At 65.0% G+C, this 18,771-nt stretch carries 18 protein-coding genes; 6 read left to right on the top strand and 12 right to left on the bottom strand.

Translation table 11 applies throughout. The features are described 5' to 3' along the window. Positions 1 to 3 precede the first annotated feature (3 nt). Genes ACKVEX_RS04000 through ACKVEX_RS03980 form a run of 5 tightly spaced genes read right to left on the bottom strand, consistent with a single transcriptional unit; the run spans position 4 to position 5,064 of the window. Positions 4 to 528, bottom strand: coding sequence for a hydrogenase maturation protease (locus ACKVEX_RS04000; protein ID WP_473214400.1), 525 nt, complete (start codon positions 526 to 528; stop codon positions 4 to 6). After that, positions 528 to 1,994, bottom strand: a complete 1,467-nt coding sequence (locus ACKVEX_RS03995; protein WP_473214399.1) for a Ni/Fe hydrogenase subunit alpha — start codon at positions 1,992 to 1,994, stop codon at positions 528 to 530. Before ACKVEX_RS03995 ends, ACKVEX_RS04000 begins: the two co-directional genes overlap by 1 nt. 51 nt (positions 1,995 to 2,045) lie before the next feature. Beyond that, on the bottom strand, positions 2,046 to 2,591 hold the full coding sequence (locus ACKVEX_RS03990) for an NADH-quinone oxidoreductase subunit B family protein (protein WP_473214398.1): 546 nt from the start codon (positions 2,589 to 2,591) through the stop codon (positions 2,046 to 2,048). Beyond that, positions 2,588 to 3,292 (bottom strand): 2Fe-2S iron-sulfur cluster-binding protein, encoded by a 705-nt coding sequence (locus tag ACKVEX_RS03985; protein WP_473214397.1) that lies wholly within the window; start codon positions 3,290 to 3,292, stop codon positions 2,588 to 2,590. Before ACKVEX_RS03985 ends, ACKVEX_RS03990 begins: the two co-directional genes overlap by 4 nt. Then, complete coding sequence (locus ACKVEX_RS03980; RefSeq protein WP_473214571.1) at positions 3,289 to 5,064, bottom strand: NAD(P)H-dependent oxidoreductase subunit E; 1,776 nt, start codon at positions 5,062 to 5,064, stop codon at positions 3,289 to 3,291. Before ACKVEX_RS03980 ends, ACKVEX_RS03985 begins: the two co-directional genes overlap by 4 nt. Positions 5,065 to 5,394: 330 nt before the next feature. Between ACKVEX_RS03980 and ACKVEX_RS03975 the strand changes: the two genes are divergently transcribed. Next, positions 5,395 to 8,265 carry an adenosylcobalamin-dependent ribonucleoside-diphosphate reductase gene (locus ACKVEX_RS03975; RefSeq protein WP_473214396.1) on the top strand — a complete coding sequence of 957 codons (2,871 nt, stop codon included), beginning with the start codon at positions 5,395 to 5,397 and terminating at the stop codon, positions 8,263 to 8,265. A gap of 108 nt (positions 8,266 to 8,373) precedes the next feature. Beyond that, positions 8,374 to 8,559 (top strand): DUF924 family protein, encoded by a 186-nt coding sequence (locus ACKVEX_RS03970; protein ID WP_473214570.1) that lies wholly within the window; start codon positions 8,374 to 8,376, stop codon positions 8,557 to 8,559. Positions 8,560 to 8,598: 39 nt separating this feature from the next. Here ACKVEX_RS03970 and ACKVEX_RS03965 read toward each other — a convergent pair whose 3' ends face one another. From ACKVEX_RS03965 to asd, 3 genes are all read right to left on the bottom strand, one after another. Then, positions 8,599 to 9,180, bottom strand: coding sequence for a class I SAM-dependent methyltransferase (locus ACKVEX_RS03965; RefSeq protein WP_473214395.1), 582 nt, complete (start codon positions 9,178 to 9,180; stop codon positions 8,599 to 8,601). A 114-nt stretch (positions 9,181 to 9,294) separates the two neighbouring features. Beyond that, on the bottom strand, positions 9,295 to 9,672 hold the full coding sequence (locus ACKVEX_RS03960) for a hypothetical protein (protein ID WP_473214394.1): 378 nt from the start codon (positions 9,670 to 9,672) through the stop codon (positions 9,295 to 9,297). Between the two features lie 60 nt (positions 9,673 to 9,732). Then, complete coding sequence (asd, locus tag ACKVEX_RS03955; RefSeq protein WP_473214393.1) at positions 9,733 to 10,596, bottom strand: archaetidylserine decarboxylase; 864 nt, start codon at positions 10,594 to 10,596, stop codon at positions 9,733 to 9,735. A gap of 125 nt (positions 10,597 to 10,721) precedes the next feature. Between asd and ACKVEX_RS03950 the strand changes: the two genes are divergently transcribed. From ACKVEX_RS03950 to msbA, 4 genes are all read left to right on the top strand, one after another. After that, a complete protein-coding gene (locus ACKVEX_RS03950; RefSeq protein ID WP_473214392.1) occupies positions 10,722 to 11,300 on the top strand; it encodes a GrpB family protein in 579 nt (192 codons plus the stop codon). A gap of 116 nt (positions 11,301 to 11,416) precedes the next feature. After that, positions 11,417 to 11,803 (top strand): hypothetical protein, encoded by a 387-nt coding sequence (locus ACKVEX_RS03945; protein WP_473214391.1) that lies wholly within the window; start codon positions 11,417 to 11,419, stop codon positions 11,801 to 11,803. 285 nt (positions 11,804 to 12,088) lie between these two features. After that, positions 12,089 to 12,769, top strand: coding sequence for a protein-tyrosine phosphatase family protein (locus ACKVEX_RS03940; protein WP_473214390.1), 681 nt, complete (start codon positions 12,089 to 12,091; stop codon positions 12,767 to 12,769). Beyond that, complete coding sequence (msbA, locus tag ACKVEX_RS03935; protein WP_473214389.1) at positions 12,766 to 14,601, top strand: lipid A export permease/ATP-binding protein MsbA; 1,836 nt, start codon at positions 12,766 to 12,768, stop codon at positions 14,599 to 14,601. The genes ACKVEX_RS03940 and msbA overlap by 4 nt, the downstream gene beginning before the upstream one ends. Here the strand turns inward: msbA and ACKVEX_RS03930 are convergent. Genes ACKVEX_RS03930 through ACKVEX_RS03915 form a run of 4 tightly spaced genes read right to left on the bottom strand, consistent with a single transcriptional unit; the run spans position 14,580 to position 18,662 of the window. Then, the gene (locus ACKVEX_RS03930; protein WP_473214388.1) at positions 14,580 to 15,242 is read right to left on the bottom strand and encodes a sulfotransferase family 2 domain-containing protein; all 663 of its coding nucleotides are present in this window, start codon (positions 15,240 to 15,242) and stop codon (positions 14,580 to 14,582) included. The two genes, msbA and ACKVEX_RS03930, sit on opposite strands and share 22 nt — an antisense overlap. Next, positions 15,242 to 16,432: a glycosyltransferase gene (locus ACKVEX_RS03925; RefSeq protein WP_473214387.1), complete on the bottom strand. Its 1,191-nt coding sequence runs from the start codon at positions 16,430 to 16,432 to the stop codon at positions 15,242 to 15,244. Before ACKVEX_RS03925 ends, ACKVEX_RS03930 begins: the two co-directional genes overlap by 1 nt. Next, entirely contained in the window at positions 16,429 to 17,553 is a 1,125-nt protein-coding gene (locus ACKVEX_RS03920; protein WP_473214386.1) for a glycosyltransferase, read from the bottom strand. The genes ACKVEX_RS03925 and ACKVEX_RS03920 overlap by 4 nt, the downstream gene beginning before the upstream one ends. Then, on the bottom strand, positions 17,550 to 18,662 hold the full coding sequence (locus ACKVEX_RS03915; protein WP_473214385.1) for a glycosyltransferase: 1,113 nt from the start codon (positions 18,660 to 18,662) through the stop codon (positions 17,550 to 17,552). The genes ACKVEX_RS03920 and ACKVEX_RS03915 overlap by 4 nt, the downstream gene beginning before the upstream one ends. Positions 18,663 to 18,771: the final 109 nt, after the last annotated feature.

Here is an 18,771-nt window from a genome sequence, read left to right as displayed (position 1 = left end):
CACTCAGGCGATCTTGCACGGCCCCTCGGGTGCCCGGATCGCCTGGCCGTTGCGCTTCTCGTGGTCCCGCCATGTCGCCAGGCTGGGGGCACCGAGCAGCGACTGAACCAGATCCCACCCCGCCTCGAGCGCATCCCGACCGATTGCCGACAGGTCCGCACCGAGTTCGAACGTCTCCCCGCGCAAGCCCAGCACGAAGGCCGGCGGTGCTGGCTCACCATAGACTCGCAGGAACACGTCCAGCACCACTTCCGGCGCCACCGCATGGCTCAGTGCGGACGCGTTGGCCCTGGCCCGGATCTCGTGGAATGCGATCCGCTGCGCGCCCGATCCGGTGATTGCATCGACGAACAGCACCAGATCCGCACCGAACAGGTCCAGTGAATGCTCGATCTGCAACTGAAAGTCGCGGCGCACGACGACGCCGGGAAAACCGTCCTCGATCCGATCCAGCAGCAGCGGGCCGAGCGCATCGTCACCGCGTGAAGGATTGCCCACCCCGATCACGACCACGCGCGGGGGGGCCATCAGTCCTTCACCCGCCTGTCCAGCGTCTGGCCGTCGGGTGCTTCGAGTTCCAGGACCAGCGGCATTCGTCCCAGCGCATGGGTCGCGCACGACAGGCACGGATCGAACGCGCGGATCGCGACCTCGATGTGGTTGAGCAGACCCTCGGTCAGCTTGCGTCCGTTCAGGTAGCGCTGCGCGACCGCGCGGATCGCAGTGTTCATGGCCTGGTTGTTGTGCGTGGTCGACACGATCAGGTTGCACATGCTGACCAGATCGTCCTCGCCGACCTGGTAATGGTGGATCAGCGTGCCGCGCGGGGCCTCGATGATGCCCACGCCCTCGCGACTGCGCGTGCCGCTGCTCATCAGCGGGCCTTGGAGCAGATCCGCGTCGTCGAGCAGATCGCGGATCACCTCGGCGGCATGCAGCATCTCGATCATGCGCGCCCAGTGATAGGCCAGCGTCGCATGGATCAGCCCGCCCTGCCCGTGCGCGACGAACTCCCGCCGTTCCGCCTCGGCGAACGGACTTGGAATGAAATCGCAGTTCTGCACACGCGCGAGCGGGCCGACCTTGTACCAGCCTGCATCGGGGCCGCGATCGCGCATGAACGGAAACTTCATGTAGCTCCACGGCTTGACCTGTTCGCAGATGACGTCGCGGTAATCCTGGTCGGCGACCTTGTCCAGGATGATCGCGCCGGTCTCGTCGCGAAAGCGCAACTGCCCGTCGTACAGGTCCATCGCGCCGTCGGCACGCACCAGGCTCATGATGCCCGACGGGAAGGTACCGAACGCGTCATACAGGCCTGGATCGGCGCGGTGCAAGCGCTTCACCAGCTCGACCGCGGCGCGGCTCCATTCGACCATTTTCGCGACCTCGGCGCGCAGCATGCGCTGATCGTCCGGCGCGAGGTGGCGGTTCATGCCGCCGGGCACCGCCCCGGTGCCGTGGATGCGCTTGCCGGCGGTGGCGCGGATCACCTCCTGACCGAACTTGCGCAGCAACACGCCCTGACGCGCGATGTCGGGATGCTCGGCCGCGACGCCGACGATGTTGCGCTTGCCGACCTCCGACTCGAAGCCGAACAGCAGATCCGGTGACGACAGGTGGAAAAAATGCAGCGCATGCGACTGCAGGATCTGCCCGTAATGCATCAGCCGCCGCATCTTCTCGGCGCTCGCGCTCAGCGGCAGTGCGCCCACAACATGATCCAACGCCTTGCTGGCCGCCAGATGATGGCTGACCGGACAGATGCCGCACAGCCGCTGAACCATCACCGGCACCTCCCAGTAGGGCCGCCCCTGGATGAAGACCTCGAAGCCCCGGAACTCGACGATGTGCAACCGCGCCTCGCGGACCTGGTCGTGCTCGTCGAGCAACAGCGTGACCTTGCCGTGGCCCTCGACCCGGGACACGGGATCGATTACGACTCGACGCAGCGAGTCCCGGTCGGCGGCGGTTTCCAGCGAGGGTGAAGTCATGAATGTTCTCGAGTCATCGGATGCGCGATGGTCGGCTTTGGCATCGCGGTATCAATCGAAATGCAGCATCGAATACGGCAGGCGCGGCGTTCTGCCGGCGATCAGGTCCGACAGGAACTTCCAGATCGCCTCTCCCGACGGCGGGCAGCCCGGAATGAAGTAGTCGACCCGCACGACCTCGTGGATGGGATGCACCTTGTCGAGCAACAGCGGCAGTTCGGGGTCGTCCGGCACGCCGGCATCCACCATTCCGTCGCGCGCCAGATAGACCTCCTGCAGGCAGGCACCGAGGTCCAGGTGATTGCGCTGCGCCGGCAGCCCGCCGTTGATCGCGCAGGCCCCGACCGCAACCAGCGTCTTGCAGTTGCGCCGGAATTCGCGCAGCACATGGACGTTCTCGGCATTGCATACGCCGCCCTCGATCAGGCCGATGTCGCACGGGCCGCAGCTCTTGATGTCGGTCAGCGGGGACCGGTCGAACTCGACCCGCTGGGCCAGTTCGAACAGATGCTCGTCGATGTCGAGGAAGGACATGTGGCAGCCGAAGCAGCCGGCCAGCGACGTCGTCGCGATACGAAGCTTGGGGCGCTCGTTCATTTGTCCGCCTCCATCGAGACGACGCTGATCGGCTTCTCGTCGTAGGCGCGCTCGCCTATCGGCACCGCGAAACCGACCCGCTTGTGCAGGATCACGCCGACCGGGCAGATGTTCGCGGCCAGATCGTCGGCCGCGAAGTCGGTGTCGCCCAGCCGGCCCGACTCGGCACTGACGACCAGGTGCTTGTGGATGCCGCGGTTGGTCAGCGCGAACACGTTCTTGCGGTCCACGTCCCGGCTCGCGCGTACGCACAGTTCGCAGAAGATGCAGCGGTTGAAGTCGAGCACGATGTCCGGGTGGGACGCATCGACCGGGCGGATCGGGAAGAAGTAGTTGAAGCGCGCGCTGGTCATCTCCAGCTCGTAAGCCTGGGCCTGGAGCTGGCAGTTGCCGCTCTTCTCGCACGACGGACAGAAGTGGTTGCCCTCGACGAACAGCATCTGCAGCAGCGCGCGGCGCTCGCCGTTGATCTCGGGCGTGTCGCTCTCGACCTCCATGCCGTCCTTCGCCTGCAGCGCGCAGGACGACACATGGCGGCCACCGACCTTCACGATGCACAGCTTGCACGAACCGTGCGGCGGAAAATCCGGGTGCCAGCACAGGTAGGGAATATAGCGCCCGGCCACGCGGGCCGCCTGCAGGATAGTCTGCCCTTCCTCGAACTCGACCGCCTGTCCGTCGAGCAGGAATCGTCCGCTCATCGTCGCAGCTCCTCGTTGTCGGTGCGCTCGTCGTTCAGGTGCGCGGCCGGGTCGTTCCGACCGGTCATCCGTCGAGCGGTCTCCAGCGCAGCATCCAGATCGAAGGCCGGTTCGAACTCCAGGGACTTCAGGCGACGCTCGTAGGCCGGCCGGAACTTGACCAGCGTGTCCACAACCGGGTTGGGTGCGGTCGTACCGAGTCCGCAATGACTGGCATTGCGCAGCAGACGGTTGACCCACTCGATGTCGGCCAGATCCACCTTCGCGCCGAAACCACGCGCGAGCTTGTCCATGTAGCCCTTCAGCAGCGACGTGCCGATTCGGCAGGGCGTGCAGAAACCGCAACTCTCGTGCGCGAAGAAATCGACGAAGTTGTGGGCCACCTCGAACGCGTCCCGGCTGGAATCGAACACCATGAACGCACCGGCGCTCGGTACGTCCTCGAAGGAGATTCGCCGGTGAAACTCGTAACCGGCGAGCGTGACCCCGGAGGCGCCGCCGACCTGCACCATCTGCGCATCGCTCGCCCCGCAGTCCTCGAGCACCCGCTCGACCGACACGCCGAACGGATACTCATAGATGCCCGGAAACGCGCAGTCACCCGACACCGACAGCAACTTGGTACCGGTGGACTGCGCCGTGCCGGTCTGAGCGAAGTCCGCCCCGCCATGCAGCGCGATCAGCGTGGTCTTGGCCAGCGTCTCGACGTTATTCACGACGGTCGGCCGTCCGAGGTAACCGTGCGTGACCGGAAACGGCGGACGGATTCGTGGCGTGCCGCGCTTGCCCTCGAGCGACTCGAGCAGCGCGGTCTCCTCGCCGCAGACGTAGGCGCCGGCGCCCAGATGGATGTCGATGTCGAAGTCGAAGCCCGCCTCGCCGAGAATGCCGGCCCCGAGCAGGCCGGCCGACCGCCGGCTTGCGACGAGAGCGCGCAGCGGTTCGAGCAGATAGCGGTATTCGCCGCGCAGATAGACCAGTCCGAGCGACGCACCGGTCGCCCATGCGGCCAGCGTCATGCCCTCCAGCACCTGATCCGCGAAACGGGTCAGCAGCACGCGGTCCTTGAAGGTACCCGGTTCGCCTTCATCGGCATTGCACACGACCACCTTGTCGGTGCCCGGTGCATCGCGGCAGCTCGCCCATTTGATCGCCGTGGTGAAGCCGGCGCCACCCCGCCCGCGCAGGTTCGACAAGCGCATCTGCTCCAGCCAGCCGTCCCGACCATATGAGATCGCGGCGATGAGCGCTGAACCCGGGCGGAAGTCGGCGCCGAGCAGCGCATCGCGGCGACGGATGTTGTCATCCACGACGAAGAAGCCGGCTGGCCATGCGTCGAGCGGCACCGATTGGCGCACCAGCTCGGCGATCTCGTTGATCCGCTGATGATCCAGTCGCGTGATCGTTCGACCATTGACCAGCATGGCCGGCCCTTGGTCGCACATGCCGGTGCACGATGTGGTATCGACACTGACCAGCCCGTCCTCGGACACCTTGCCCGCCTCCACCCACAGCTTGCGACACAGCGCGTCCATCAGCGCCGGTGAGCCGAGCATGCGATCCGTGATGTTGTCGGAGAACAGGATCCGGTAGCGCCCGACCGGCTCGACATGCAGGAAGCTGTAGAAACCAGCGACCCCTTCGACACGCGCGCGCGGGATGTCCAGACCGGCCGCCACCGCGGTCAGACAGGGCGCGGACAGGTGACCGACACGATCCTGCAGTTCAACCAGGATCTGCAGCAGGCGGGTCGCATCGTTGCCATGCCGCATCAGCACGTCGGTCACGTTCGTCTCGCAGTCGCTCACGAGTCTCTCCGGCTCACATCAACGCAGCCATTGTAATTTGGTTCGCATCACCAGCCCAGCCCGGCTCGAACCACAGCTGCCGAGTCACCTAAAACGCTTTCAAACCAAGGTTTTGATCAAAACCATGGTCAATTTGTGGCTACTACATGTAGTATATAAGCACAGCAATAAATACCGACAAATATTCTATCTGTCTGTTTTTTCTATGTTTTATTTTTTTGCATTTACTTGAATTAGGCGCTATGCTTCGACCTGTCCAACATCGATAAACGACCGGAGACTCGAAACAACATCATGAGCGCGAAGACACCGACCCAGACCAGTATTCAGAAGGACGCCTCGACCCTCGCTCCGCAGGAGATCTGCGACGAAGTGCTGATCGAGAAGTACGCGAAAGGCGACGAGAAGACCATCGAGGCCGTTCGCGCCCGCGTCGCACGGGCTCTGGCAAGCATCGAGGCCGAAGACAAGCGGGCCCACTGGGAGGCCAGGTTCCTGGACACGCAGCAGACCGGCTTCGTGCCGGCCGGCCGGATCAACAGCGCCGCCGGCACCAAGCTTCAGGCCACCTTGATCAACTGCTTCGTACAGCCGGTCGGCGATTCGGTCACCGAGTCGATCGATGGTCGCCCCGGCATCTATACTGCGCTGGCCCAGGCGGCCGAGACGATGCGGCGCGGCGGTGGCGTGGGTTACGACTTCTCGTCGATCCGGCCGAAGGGTGCGCTGGTCAAGGGCACCCAGTCGAACGCATCCGGCCCGGTGTCGTACATGCGCGTTTTCGACCGCTCGTGCGAAACGGTCGAATCGGCCGGTGCCCGCCGCGGCGCGCAGATGGGCGTACTGCGCTGCGATCATCCGGACATCGAGGAATTCATCCACGCCAAGGACAAGGGCGATCTGACCAACTTCAACATCTCGGTGGGCGTGACCGATGCATTCATGAAGGCGGTCGAGGCCGACCGCGATGTCGAACTCGTCCATAAGGCCGAGCCGATCGAAGAGCTCAAGCAGGCCGGGGCCTACCAGCTAGACGACGGCGTGTGGGTCTATCGCAAGTTGCGCGCGCGCGAGCTCTGGGACCAGGTCATGCGCTCGACCTATGACCACGCCGAACCGGGCATCCTGTTCCTGGACCGCATGAACCAGGACAACAACCTGTACTACTGCGAAACCATCGAGGCGACCAACCCCTGCGCCGAGCAGCCGCTGCCGCCCTATGGTTGTTGCGATCTGGGTTCGATCAACCTGACGCCCTTCGTCCGCGACCCGTTCGGCGAGAAGGCGGCGTTCGATTTCGAGCACTTCGGCAAGGTCGTCGACGTCGCGATCCGCATGCTCGACAACGTGCTCGACGTAACCCACTGGCCGCTGCCGGAGCAAGAGAAGGAAGCGCAGTCCAAGCGCCGCGTCGGCCTGGGCTTCACCGGGCTGGGCGATACGTTGATCATGCTACGGTTGCGCTACGATTCGCCCGAAGCGCGCCAGATGGCGACGAAGATCTCCGAGTTCATGCGCAATCGCGCCTATCTCGCATCGGTCGAACTCGCGGTCGAGCGCGGCGCCTTCCCGCTGTTCAACGCGGACATGTACCTGTCCGGCGGCAACTTCGCGTCGCGCCTGCCCGCCGACATCAAGGACAAGATCCGCAAGCACGGTATCCGCAACTCGCACCTGCTGTCGATCGCCCCGACCGGCACGATCTCGCTCGCGTTCGCCGACAACGCGTCCAACGGCATCGAGCCGCCGTTCTCCTATACCTACACGCGGCGCAAGCGCATGGCCGACGGTACCTTCAAGGAGTACGCGGTCGAGGACTACGCGTGGCGGCTGTACAAGCATGCAGGCGGCAACGTCGACAAACTGCCCGACTACTTCGTCACGGCGCTGGAAATCTCCGCGCAGGCGCACAAGGACATGGTCGCCGCAGTCGCGCCGTATGTGGACACGTCCATCTCGAAGACGGTCAACGTGCCGGCCGACTACCCTTACGCGGACTTCGAGGATCTGTACATGACCGCGTGGAAAGCCGGTCTGAAGGGGCTCGCGACCTACCGTCCGAACAGCGTGCTGGGCGCGGTGCTGTCGGTCACGCCGAGCGCCGAGCAGAAGCAGCCGCAGGACGTCGAATTGTCCGATGCCAACCGGCGCCTGGTCATCAACAGCCTGCCGGCCCCGGTGCTGTCCAGCCTGCGCTGGCCGGGACGCCCCGACCTGCCGGACGGCAACATGGCCTGGACCTACATGCTCGGCACTCCTCAGGGTGAGTTCGCGCTGTTCGTCGGTCATATCGAAAGCAACGGCCATGGCGGCTTCCCGTTCGAGGTCTGGGTCAATGGTGCCGACCAGCCGCGTGGCCTAGGCGCGGTGGCCAAGACCTTGTCGATGGACATGCGTGCCAACGACCGCGGCTGGCTTGAACTCAAGCTCGAGACGCTGGCCCGCACGATAGGCGAGAAGTCCTTCGAGATGCCCTTCCCGCCCCACGGCGAGAAGAAGATGTTCCCGGGCGTGGTGTCGGCCTTCGCGCAGGTCGTGCGTTACCGCTGCGAGAAGCTCGGCGCGCTCGAGGCCGACGGTACCCCGACCCCGGTGCTGGATACCCTCTTCAGCCTGCAGGAACCAAGAACGGGTACCGACGGCACGCTGTCCTGGACCGTGGATATCGCCAATCCGGCCACCAACGAGGACTTCGTGCTCGGTCTGAAGGAGATCACGCTGCCCGACGGCGTGACCCGTCCTTACTCGGTGTGGCTGTCCGGCAACTATCCGCGCGCGCTCGACGGGCTGACCCGCATCCTGTCGCTGGACATGCGCGTGATGGATCCGGCATGGATCGGCATGAAGCTGCGCAAATTGCTGAACTACCCGGAACCGCTCGGCGACTTCATGGCCTTCGTTCCGGGCACCAAGCGCCAGCAGAACTTCCCGAGCACGGTCGCCTACATGGCCCGCCTGATCATTCACCGCTACGCGATGCTCGGCGTACTCGACGAGCGGGGCTTCCCGATCCGTGAGATGGGCATCCTCGAAGCCCCGCACAAGGACAGCGACCCGGTCGTGATGCAGGGCTCGCTGTGCACCGAATGCGGCAACCATTCGGTGATCCGCAAGGACGGTTGCGACTTCTGCACCGCATGTGGGGCCGTGGGCACTTGCGGCTGACGCGCGCTCGAGGCTGACGGGCGCCACACTGTGTCCGTTGCGACCTGCGACACAGGGTGGACCGCTGATGAGCAGGACTGATCCCATGCGGGATCGAGTCCTGCGGTTCTGGTTCGACGAGACAGAACCGGCCCGATCCGTGATAACGGCATCGCGAGAAATTACGATTTCGAACTCAAGCACCGCACAGTGATCGAGCGCTTCGGTCACTATCCGCATCGCAACACGATACTCGGTCGCGCATCGACCGACGAGGAAGTGGAATTCCTGAAACAGCCGGGCTCCCGCTTCTGAGGCTGTGCGGCGCCGGAATTCAGGCCTCTCAGCGGACTTTCAGGCTGAGACTGACAGGGAACACTCAGCTGGCTCGTGCACCTGCACCGTCTGCAATTCCCAGACGCCCGCAGGGGGCGTGTTCTTCCAGACGATGGCGGTGCGTGTCCAGCGAAGGCTGCCCGGCGCGTTGAACGGTGCACGCGGCTGGTATGTGAACTGCACGAGTTTTCGCGAAGGGGTTTTCGCAAGAAATCGGCACAGACTGTCCACAGTCTCCATCGCAACCTGCCTGGGCAGTGATCTGAAGGGCAGACTGGATATGACGGTCACCTTACCCGGTACGTCGGCCAGCGCGTCGAGCACCTGTAATGCGGATGCCTGACGCACGTCGATGGCGGGGAACCGGGATCTGAGCGTACGGGCCAGCGCCGGTTGAATCTCGACCGTGATCAGGGCGGCGGGCGAAACGCGCTCGAGCAGTGCCCGTGTGACCGAGCCGGTTCCCGCGCCGAGCTCGATGACCAGATCGGAGCCGCTTGCCGCAGCTGCCATGCTGTTGGCCAGTTGCCGCGACGAAGGCAGCAGGGAGCCGGTCGAAGCAGGGTTTCTCAGCATTGCCAACATCAACTGAACGGGCATCGGGGTTCGGTCCATCGAACTTGAAAACGACTTCCATGATAGTCCTCACGGCCGCCACATATGGTACGAATCTGCGTCTGCCCGACCCCGCGAACGCCTCGGCCGGGCCACGCATCACTGCGCCGGAATCAGTTCCCCCTCGAGGACCTTCTCGTCACCGGAATAGATCGCGACCCGGTCCAGATGGAAGATCACCTGCATGCAGGTGGTCACGCCTGCCATCGGCCCGCTCGACCATTCACGGCAATACTGCCCGCCTTCGCCCGTCCACCAGCGACCTTCGCGACCGGCACTGTCGTCCAGACTGCCGTCCGCACCGAAGGTCATCGTGTAGGGCGTACCGGCACGCAGGTAGGTGCCGGAGAACTTGGCTCCGCTCAGTCGTTCCGCCAGTTCCGCGTCGCCCGCGGCATGCTGGTCCGCATGCAAGGCACCCGCGGTCATCATGAAGATGGCGGTTCCGGCGATCGTGATCAGTCTGGTCAATTTCATCGTGCGTCCTTCTTGTGTTGGAGAAACATCAGAACTTCAACGTGCAATCGCCGGCAGCGGTCAGGGCCGGGCGGCGTCGGGCGGACGATTTCCCATCATCTCGCCCATGCGCACGCCCACTGCAGGCGCCCATTCCGGATTGAACGCGATCGCGTCTTTCGGAAACAGCATCACCACGGTCGATCCGAGCAGGAAGCGCCCCATCTCGGCACCCTGTTCAAGCCGGATGTCCTGATCATCGTAACGCCACACTTCGATCATCGACCGGCGCGGCGGATTGACAATGCCATGCCACACGGTCGCCATGCTGCCGACGATGGTCGCGCCGACCAGGACCATCACGAAAGATCCGAACCCGGCTTCGAATTCGCACACGACACGCTCGTTGCGCGCGAACAGACCCGGCACGCCGCGGGCGGTGGCTGGATTGACCGAGAACAGCTCGCCCGGTACATGGATCATACGCAGCAGTCTGCCGGCACAGGGCATGTGGATGCGGTGGTAGTCGCGCGGACTCAGGTACAGCGTCGCGAAGGCCCCGTCTGTGAACCGGCTCGCGAGTTCCGCATCGCCGCCCACCAACGCGCGCGCAGAGTAATCATGGCCCTTGGCCTGGAATATCCGCTCATGCTCGATGACACCGAACTGGCTGATCGCGCCATCGACCGGACAGACGTATTCGGCCTCTGCCAACGGACGCGCACCTTCACACAGGGGTCGGGTGAAGAATTCGTTGAAGCTCGGGTAGGCCGTCACATCCGGATTGACGGCTTCGGACATGTCGACACCATAGCGGTTGACAAACCACCTGATGACCGCGGTGGTCAGCCTGCCGCCACGCAACCCGGCAAGTTTTCCGGCAAGCACGGTGAGCGCCTGCTTGGGCAGCACATACTGGACACTGACGACGAGACGTTCGGACACTTTGGGGATTCGTTCGGATGAAATCAGCTTGGAATTGTATAGGAAGCGTCCGCCGCCTGCCCCGTGAGGCGCTGCGCGGCTAGAATGTCGACTGACCAGACAGCGAACCTCGCTCCGTCACGACGATGCATAGCGCCGATCAACACGTCAGACATGCCGCCTCCGAAGAGGTGGAGATCGTTCCCTACGATCCCGCCTGGCCGGCGCAGTTCCGCGAAGAGGCAAGGCACCTGCGGGCGATTCTGCCGGCCGACCTGATCGGACGCATCGAGCACTTCGGCAGTACCGCGGTCCCGGGGCTGGCCGCCAAGCCGATCGTGGACATGCTGGTCGAGGTCCGTTCGCTGCAGGACGTGCGCGACCGGATCGCACCGATACTCGAAGCGGGCGGCTATGAATTCTTCTGGCGCCCGTCCTGGCGCGACGGCATCACACCGGAGTACACCTGGTTCATCAAGCGCGATGCGGCCGGCACCCGCACGCATCATGTGCATATGCTCACCGCCGATTCTCCGGACTGGGAACGCCTGCTGTTTCGCAACTATCTGATCGCGCACCCCGACACCGCGCGGGAATACGAGGCGCTCAAGCGCCGCATCGTCGCCTCGGCGCCGGCCGACGATCGAATCGCCTACGCGCAGGCCAAGACCGACTTCATCACCCGCATCACCACCCTCGCCCGGGCGCAACACGACCCCGGTTGAAACCCGCAGGGTCGAGCGGGTGCCTCCCGCAGGTCGGCCTCCGCACTGCTGCGGGGTGAAATGTGCGCACGTTCCAAATACAATGAACGAGAGCTCACCTCACGAGTGCATACGATTTGTCTGTCATCACATACCTGACCCGGTTCCAGCCGCTCCCGTTCGCGTTGATCGCCGCGTCGATACTGGCCACCGCAGCCTGCAGCAGCGACGATTCCACCGAACCACCCCAGGCCGTGGCGGGTGCGGCCCCATCGCCAGAAGCGCTCGCGCGCGAAACCTGTCGGGACGCCTGGCTGGCCACGCTGGAGACACCCGGAGCGGTCGATCGCGACATGACCGAAAGCTGGCCGGTCGAGGTCCAGCCCGACGGAACCCTGCACGTGCGCATCACGGCCGACATCCGTGATGCGCTGGACGAGAAGATCGAAGCCTTGTGGAACTGTGTGGTGCTGCCTGATGGAGTCGGCATGCGCCTGGTGTCCCTGGTCGTGGTCGATATCTGAACACAACGGCGCGAACGGGCCTCGCCACAGGGGCACGGGTTGTCCTGCGCCAGCTGCAACCCACAGGATTAAACGAAACCGTAACCTCGAGCGACTACGCTGAGAGTCTGTTCATGCTCTAAGCGCCCTCTTGTTTGTTGAGTTCCACGTCATCCGTGCCGGACCGATCACCATGCTGCAGTCCGCGCCGATGCGCGTCCGCAAAGCCCGGGGTCCGCACGGCCACGTGCGCTTCATGATCGGGACTGCGCCTGCAACGGTTCTATCCATCGGTGCGCGGCAAGAATGAGCGTCGATATCACGCCGATCATGGACCTCTCCACGCGCCGAGGACGCGTGCGCGCCTGGCTGAATATGCACATCGCGGACCATGGCCTGTTCCGCCTGGCCTACGCCAACCTTCATGCGCTCGGGGGTGACATGTACCGCAGCAGCCAGCCCAGTCCGTCCCAGATTCGCGATTATCACGAGCGTCACGGCATACGCAGCATCATCAATCTGCGTGGCTGCCACCCGTACGGGTCCTATGCGTTGGAAAAGGCGACCTGCGAGGAACTGGGCATCGAACTGTACGACTTCCCGCTCTACTCGCGCATCCCGCCCGCTGCGGAGCGGGTCGATGCACTGCGGAAACTGTTCGATCGCATCGAGTATCCGGCCCTGATGCACTGCAAGTCCGGCGCCGACCGGGTGGGCCTTGCCGCCGCACTGTATCGTATTTTCAGACTTGCCCATCCGGTCGAGGAAGCCGCCCGGGAACTGGCGTTGAAATACGGTCACTTCAGCCGGGCCCGCACGGGCGTGCTCGGATTCTTCCTGGCCTGCTACGTCGCGGACCGCGCGAAAGAGCCAATGAGCTTCATCGACTGGAACAACGCGCGCTATGACGAGAAGGCAGTCAAGAGTCGGTTCCGGGAGTCCGGCTGGGCGAGCCTGATCGTCGATGACATGCTGCACCGCGAATGAAGGATTCGATCGTCCTTTATCGGCGCCTGCTGGGCTGCATCGTGCCCTATCGACGCCTCGTCGTGCTGTCGATGTTCGCAATGATCGGGGCGGCGGCCATGGAGCCGGTGCTGCCGGCGCTGCTCAAACCGCTGGTCGACGATAGCCTGATCGCGCGGGATGCGAGCGCGCAGTGGCAGGTGCCGCTGTTCCTGCTCCTCGCGTTCCTCGCCAAGGGCGTCGCCGAATACCTCGCCAATCTCGGCAGCCAGTGGGTTGCCCAGCGAGCGATCGCGGACCTGCGCGAGCGCGTCTTCGATCACCAGTTGAAGCTGTCGATCACCGAACATCAGGCACAGGCCTCCGGGCGCATGCTGTCCCGAATCCTGCATGACATCCCGCAGGTCGGCAGCGCGCTGACCAACGCATGGATCATCGTCGTGCGCGACACGCTGATCATCGTCGGCCTGACCGCTTACCTGTTCTGGGTCGCATGGGAGCTCGCGATCGTGCTGGTGCTCGTCGCCCCGCCGATCGGCTGGTTGATCCGTCAGGCGAGCCGCAAGCTGCGCGGCGGCAACCTGGTGATCCAGAGGACCATCGGACACATGACCGGAACCATCGGCGAGAGTCTGCACGGCATTCGCGAGATCAAGGTGTTCGGCACTCACGAGCATGAGCATCGTCGCTTCACTGTAATCTCCGAGCGGCTGCGCCATGAGACGATGCGGACCGTACGCGTGGCAGCAGCCAATGCTCCGCTGGTGCAGTTGCTCGCCGCCAGCGCGGTCGCGCTGGTCCTGTGGATCGCGTCGTCGCTGTCCGCGCACGACCGGCTGACACCCGGCGCCTTCGTCGCCTTCGTCGCCGCGATGGCGATGCTGTTCGAGCCGATCCGACGCCTCACCAATGTTAACACCGTCATCCAGCGCGGTCTCGCGGGCGCCCAGAGCATCTTCGGACTGCTCGACACCGCCCCCGAGCCGGATGGACCGATCGGCCGGCGTACTCGCGTCCGCGGCGAGATCGTGTTCGAAAACGTCGACTTCCGTTATCCAGGACAGGCCGAGCCTGCGCTGCGGGGCCTTGACCTGCACATCCGGGCCGGCACCACGGTCGCGCTGGTCGGCGCATCGGGCAGCGGCAAGACCAGCGTGATCCAGTTGATTCCGCGCTTCTTCGAACCCCAACAGGGGCGTATCCTCCTGGACGACCAGCCCCTGCGCGAACTCCCGCTCGGGTGGCTGCGTGCGCAGATCGCGTGGGTGGGGCAGCATCCGGTCCTGTTCGATGCCTCAGTCGCCGAGAACATCGCCTATGGCCATCCGAACGCAACCGAGGTGGACATCATCGAAGCGGCTCGCCGGGCGCATGCGCTCGAGTTCATCAGCAGCTTGCCGCAGGGTCTGCACACGCGGGTCGGCGTCAATGGAGGAGAATTGTCGGGAGGCCAACGGCAGCGCATCGCGATTGCCCGGGCCTTTCTGAAACAGGCCCCGATTCTGTTGCTCGACGAGGCCACCTCAGCACTCGACAACGAATCCGATCGCGCGATCGGCCTCGCCCTGGAGGATCTGCGCAAGAACCGCAGCGTCGTGATGGTGGCCCACCGCCTGTCCACGGTGAGGAACGCCGACCTGATCGTCGTGATGGCGCACGGTCGCATCGTCGAGGCCGGAAGCCACGAGACGCTGTCGCGCGCCGACGGACCATATGCGCGACTGCTCGCTAGTGGCGATGCGCGCGGCCAGGTGACGGTCCCGCAGCCCGATTCGGACGGATCGGCCGCAATTCCTGCGAGCCCCGATCCCGACCGGCACCTCGCGACCGATCACTCCGGATCGAACGTATAGCCGAACAGGCGGATATCCGGCTCGAAGCGGTCGGCGATCATCTGGGCGGTCGCGTCGGAGTAATAACTGCGGTAGTCGCTGGCCCGATCGGTAGCCTGGCGACGGTGCGGCAACACCCGGGCGGGGATGCCTATACGGCCGCACACCGAATCGAAATCCTGTTGCAGGCGCTCATAGCGGCCGACGAAGTCCACCAGCATGTTTCCGTGCAGATCCAGCGCATAGTCGGACTGCAGCTCGATACTGGTATCGACATGAAACTGGTAGGGCCGCTCCGGATCGAGCTTCCAGCGGATGAATTCGCCAAAATCCCCGACGTGTTGCATCAGCTGCGGCCGCTCGCGGCGGATGTGATGAAACGAACTGACCTGCAGATCCCACGGATTGCGCACGAACACGAACTTGAACAGTTGCTCGAACAGCTCATGCGGCAGCATCTGCTGCGCGGCCACGATCTTGGCATGTCGCGGAAACTTGATGCCGAGCCGGTGACCGGACAGCGCGGACAGGCGCGAGCACACGAACTGCACGGGATACCACGGATCCCGGTAGCGCAGGGGACTGAGCGCGTCGCGGACCGACGTGCCGCCAGTCTTGGCAGTGTGGACGAACAGGAACCTGTACTTCAGGGACAGCAGCATCACAGGCTTCCACTGTGTTCGGCTCGATCCGGATCCAGACCCAGCACCTTCAGGTAGGCCACGGCCGAGGCGTCACGCGCATATTCGAACACTGCGGCACGCAACAGCTCGGGCGACGGCGGTGAGCGCATCACATGCTCCATCGCATCGGCCAGCGCCGATGGGTCGCCGACCGGCACCAGCGGGCCCCAGCGACCGTCGGCCAGCAACTCGCGCGGGCCGCTGGGGCAATCGGTCGCCACACTGGGCACACCGAGCGCGAGCGCCTCGGTCAGCACGTTCGGCGAACCCTCCCATGCCGAGCTCAGCACGAACAGTCGTGCGCGCGCCATCCACGCATACGGGTTGGACACGAAGCCGGGCAGCGCCACATCGGCAGCCACATCGAGATCCCGCGCCAGTTGCAGCAGCCGGGCACGTTCCCGGCCCTCGCCGAGGATCACCAGCCGCGCGGCCTGCCGGGTGCGCAATGCCGCGAAGGCCCGGATCAGGGTCGGAAAGTCCTTCTGCACCGTCAACCGCCCTGCCGCCACGATCATAGGGATCGACGAATCCTGCGCCCAGGGATGATCGACCGGGGACTTCGCGAGTTCGTCGATTCTTCTGCTGACTACCGGATTGCGGATCACCGATGCACGCTCCAGCGGAATCCGGGCCAGGTGGAGCGTATCCTCACGCACCCCCTTCGAAACGCACACCAGATGATCCACCCATCGGTACATCAACCGGATCGGCAGGATGCGCATGCGGCGTGCGAATCCGGAGCGCGACTCGAGTGCCGCGGACAGGTTGGTGCCCAGACGCCCAACGATGCGACAGCGCACCCCGGAAATGGCGCGCGCCAGCACTGCAGCGCGAATGGCCCGGTCCTTGGCGGCCAGCAACGCGGCGGGACGCCGGCTACGCAGGTAACGAACCAACGGCCAGACCGCCGATCCGCTGTGGCGGACCCCGAGATCGATGAGGTGCACGTTTGCGGGCAGTTCCCCACCAGGCATGCCCTCGGCCCGGATCACGACCAGATCCACGCCGACGCCGCGCGCGGCGAAACCCTCTACCAGGTTCATCACCATGCGTTCGACACCGCCCTGCCCAGAGAAGGACAGCAACACTGCGAGCCGTTGCCCGTCCTCGTCCACAGCGTCATGAAAGCGGGTTTTGCCCAGGATCGCTGCATCGATTGTGGTCATGCGAACTCCTCGAAGCCGAGCGCCGCCAGATAGGCTTTCGCGCTGTCGATGTCCCGGTAGGCGGCGACCGCTTCACGCGAGCGATGAGCATCTCGGGGTCGCTCGAGCTGCGCGGCGATCGCGACCGCCAGCGCCTCGTCGTCTCCCGGAGGAACCAGCGGGCCGACCCGGCCATCGTCGAGCACCTCACGCGGACCGGAAGGGCAGTCGCATGCGACGCAGGCCGCGCCCAGCGCGAGCGCCTCGATCAATACGATCGGCATGCCCTCCCAGCGCGATGAAGACACAAAGACCGCCGCACGGGCCATGTATGCGTAGGGATTGGGCACGAAACCGGGCAAGGCCACCCGATCGCCGATCCCCAGTTCCCGGACCAGGCTTTCCAGTTCCGACCGCCGCCGGCCCTCGCCCAGAATCATCAGACGACAAGACCGGTGGGCCGGGAGCCGCGCGAATGCGCGTATCAGGGTCGCGAAATCCTTGCGCTCCGACAGCTCGCCGACTCCGAGCACCAGCGGTGGGCCCCCATCGCCGAACCACGGATGCGTCGGCAGCTGCTCTGCCAGACCGACCATCGTTGCGGTGATCACCGGACTTTGCACGACAGTGATCCGATCGCGCACGAGGCCCGCGAAAACTGCTAGATCCTCGGCCACGCCGTGGGACGGCACCAGGATCGCATCGGCTGCCGGATAGGCCCAGCACATCGAGGCCCGCTGGAGCGATCGCTCGACGAATCCGCGACTGGCGAGATTCACAGAGACGGTGGTGCCGATCCGCACTCCGACCCGCGTTGGCACACCGGCAAGCCGCCTTGCCAACAAAGCAATCCGATTGACCCGGTCCTTGTCGCTCAGCAGCGCGCGTGGCCGAGTGCGCCGAAGGTATGCGAGCAAACCGGGCACCGCAGTGTTGACATGTTGCGCACCCAGCCGATGGCGGCGCACCAAAGGTGGTGCATCGCCGATCTCGGGCCCATGACCGTCTATCCCGAGGACATCCACGCGCAGGCCCAGCGCGGCCATCGCCGGAACGAGGTTACTCAGCACCCGGTCGACACCGCTGTGGCCGGACGTGGCCGCCAGTACCGCCAGATCGGGCCGTCCCTCGCCGGCCCTCATCCGCGTGCCGCCAGCAAACGCTCGAACAGCGCGTGATAGCGGCGGGCACATTCCTCGACCGTGTAGTGTGCCACCGCCGCGCGACGGATGGCGGCATCGCCGGGTTCGTCGAGCGCCCGGTCCATCGCGTCGGCAAGCGCCTCGATATCGTCGACCGGCACCAGCGGGCCGACCCGCCCGCCGTCGAGAACCTCGGCCGGACCCGACCGGCAATCTGTCGCGACCACCGGCACGCCGACCGCGAGCGCCTCGGTCAGTACGTTAGGCGAACCTTCCCAGCGCGAGGACAGCACGAATAGCGAAGCACGTGCGAGATATCTGTAGGGGTTCGGATCGAAGCCGGCCAGCAGCACTTCGTCCGCGACGCCGAGACCCGACGCAAGCCGCAGCAGTTCGCCCCGCAGGCGACCCTCGCCGAGGATCACCAGGCGACAGGCCCGGCGCGCCCGCAGGCAAGCGAAGGCACGCACGAGCGTGTCGAAGCCTTTCTGCCGGCGCAATCCTCCTATGCCGAGCACGACCGGCGGTTCGCCCGAACCGAACCAGCGATGGTCCAGCGGCGCGTTCGCCTGCACCTGCAGATCGGCCGAAATGACCGGATTGTGGATCAGGTGCAGCCGATCGGACGGCAGTCTGGTTAATGCCGCCACGTCGTCGACGACGCCCCGCGAATTGCCGACGATCGCGACCGCCGCGCCGTAGGTCGCGCGAACGGCGCGCCGGACCCGCCAGCGGTGCCAGGCGCTGCGCCCGGCCAGACGGGCGCTCAGCGTCGTGCCCGGCCGCATCACCAGTCCAAACGGTACGCCCGACAGACGGCGGGCCAGCAGCACCGCGCGCGCAGCCGCATCCTTGCCGCACAGCACGAGATCGGGGCGCCGTGCCACCAGGTAACGTCTCGCGGCAGGCTGCACCGCGAGGTGTCCGGTTGCACCGCTCTCGACAAGTCCAACGGCCGGATCCAGGCGCTCCAGATAGGGCGCGCACGCAACGCGGGTGACGAAGTCGACCTCCACACCAAGGGAAACCAGCCCGCCTGCCAGATTAACCAGCATACGTTCGACCCCGCCATCACCGTAGGACGGCATGAAAATCGCTACTCGCAACACGCACCTCCGAATCCGGACACATGAACCTAGCGGGCTTGTGTTACAGAAATCCGCGTCAATGCGCTGTAGCCGCAGCGTCACATGCACGCAATAGAGTGTCGGGCGTCTG

The sequence above is a fragment of the Denitraticella aggregata genome (assembly GCF_048158365.1).
GTDB lineage: Bacteria > Pseudomonadota > Gammaproteobacteria > Burkholderiales > Rhodocyclaceae > Azoarcus_F.
Note: the sequence above shows the minus strand (reverse complement) of the source record. Positions and strands in the feature narration are given on the sequence as shown.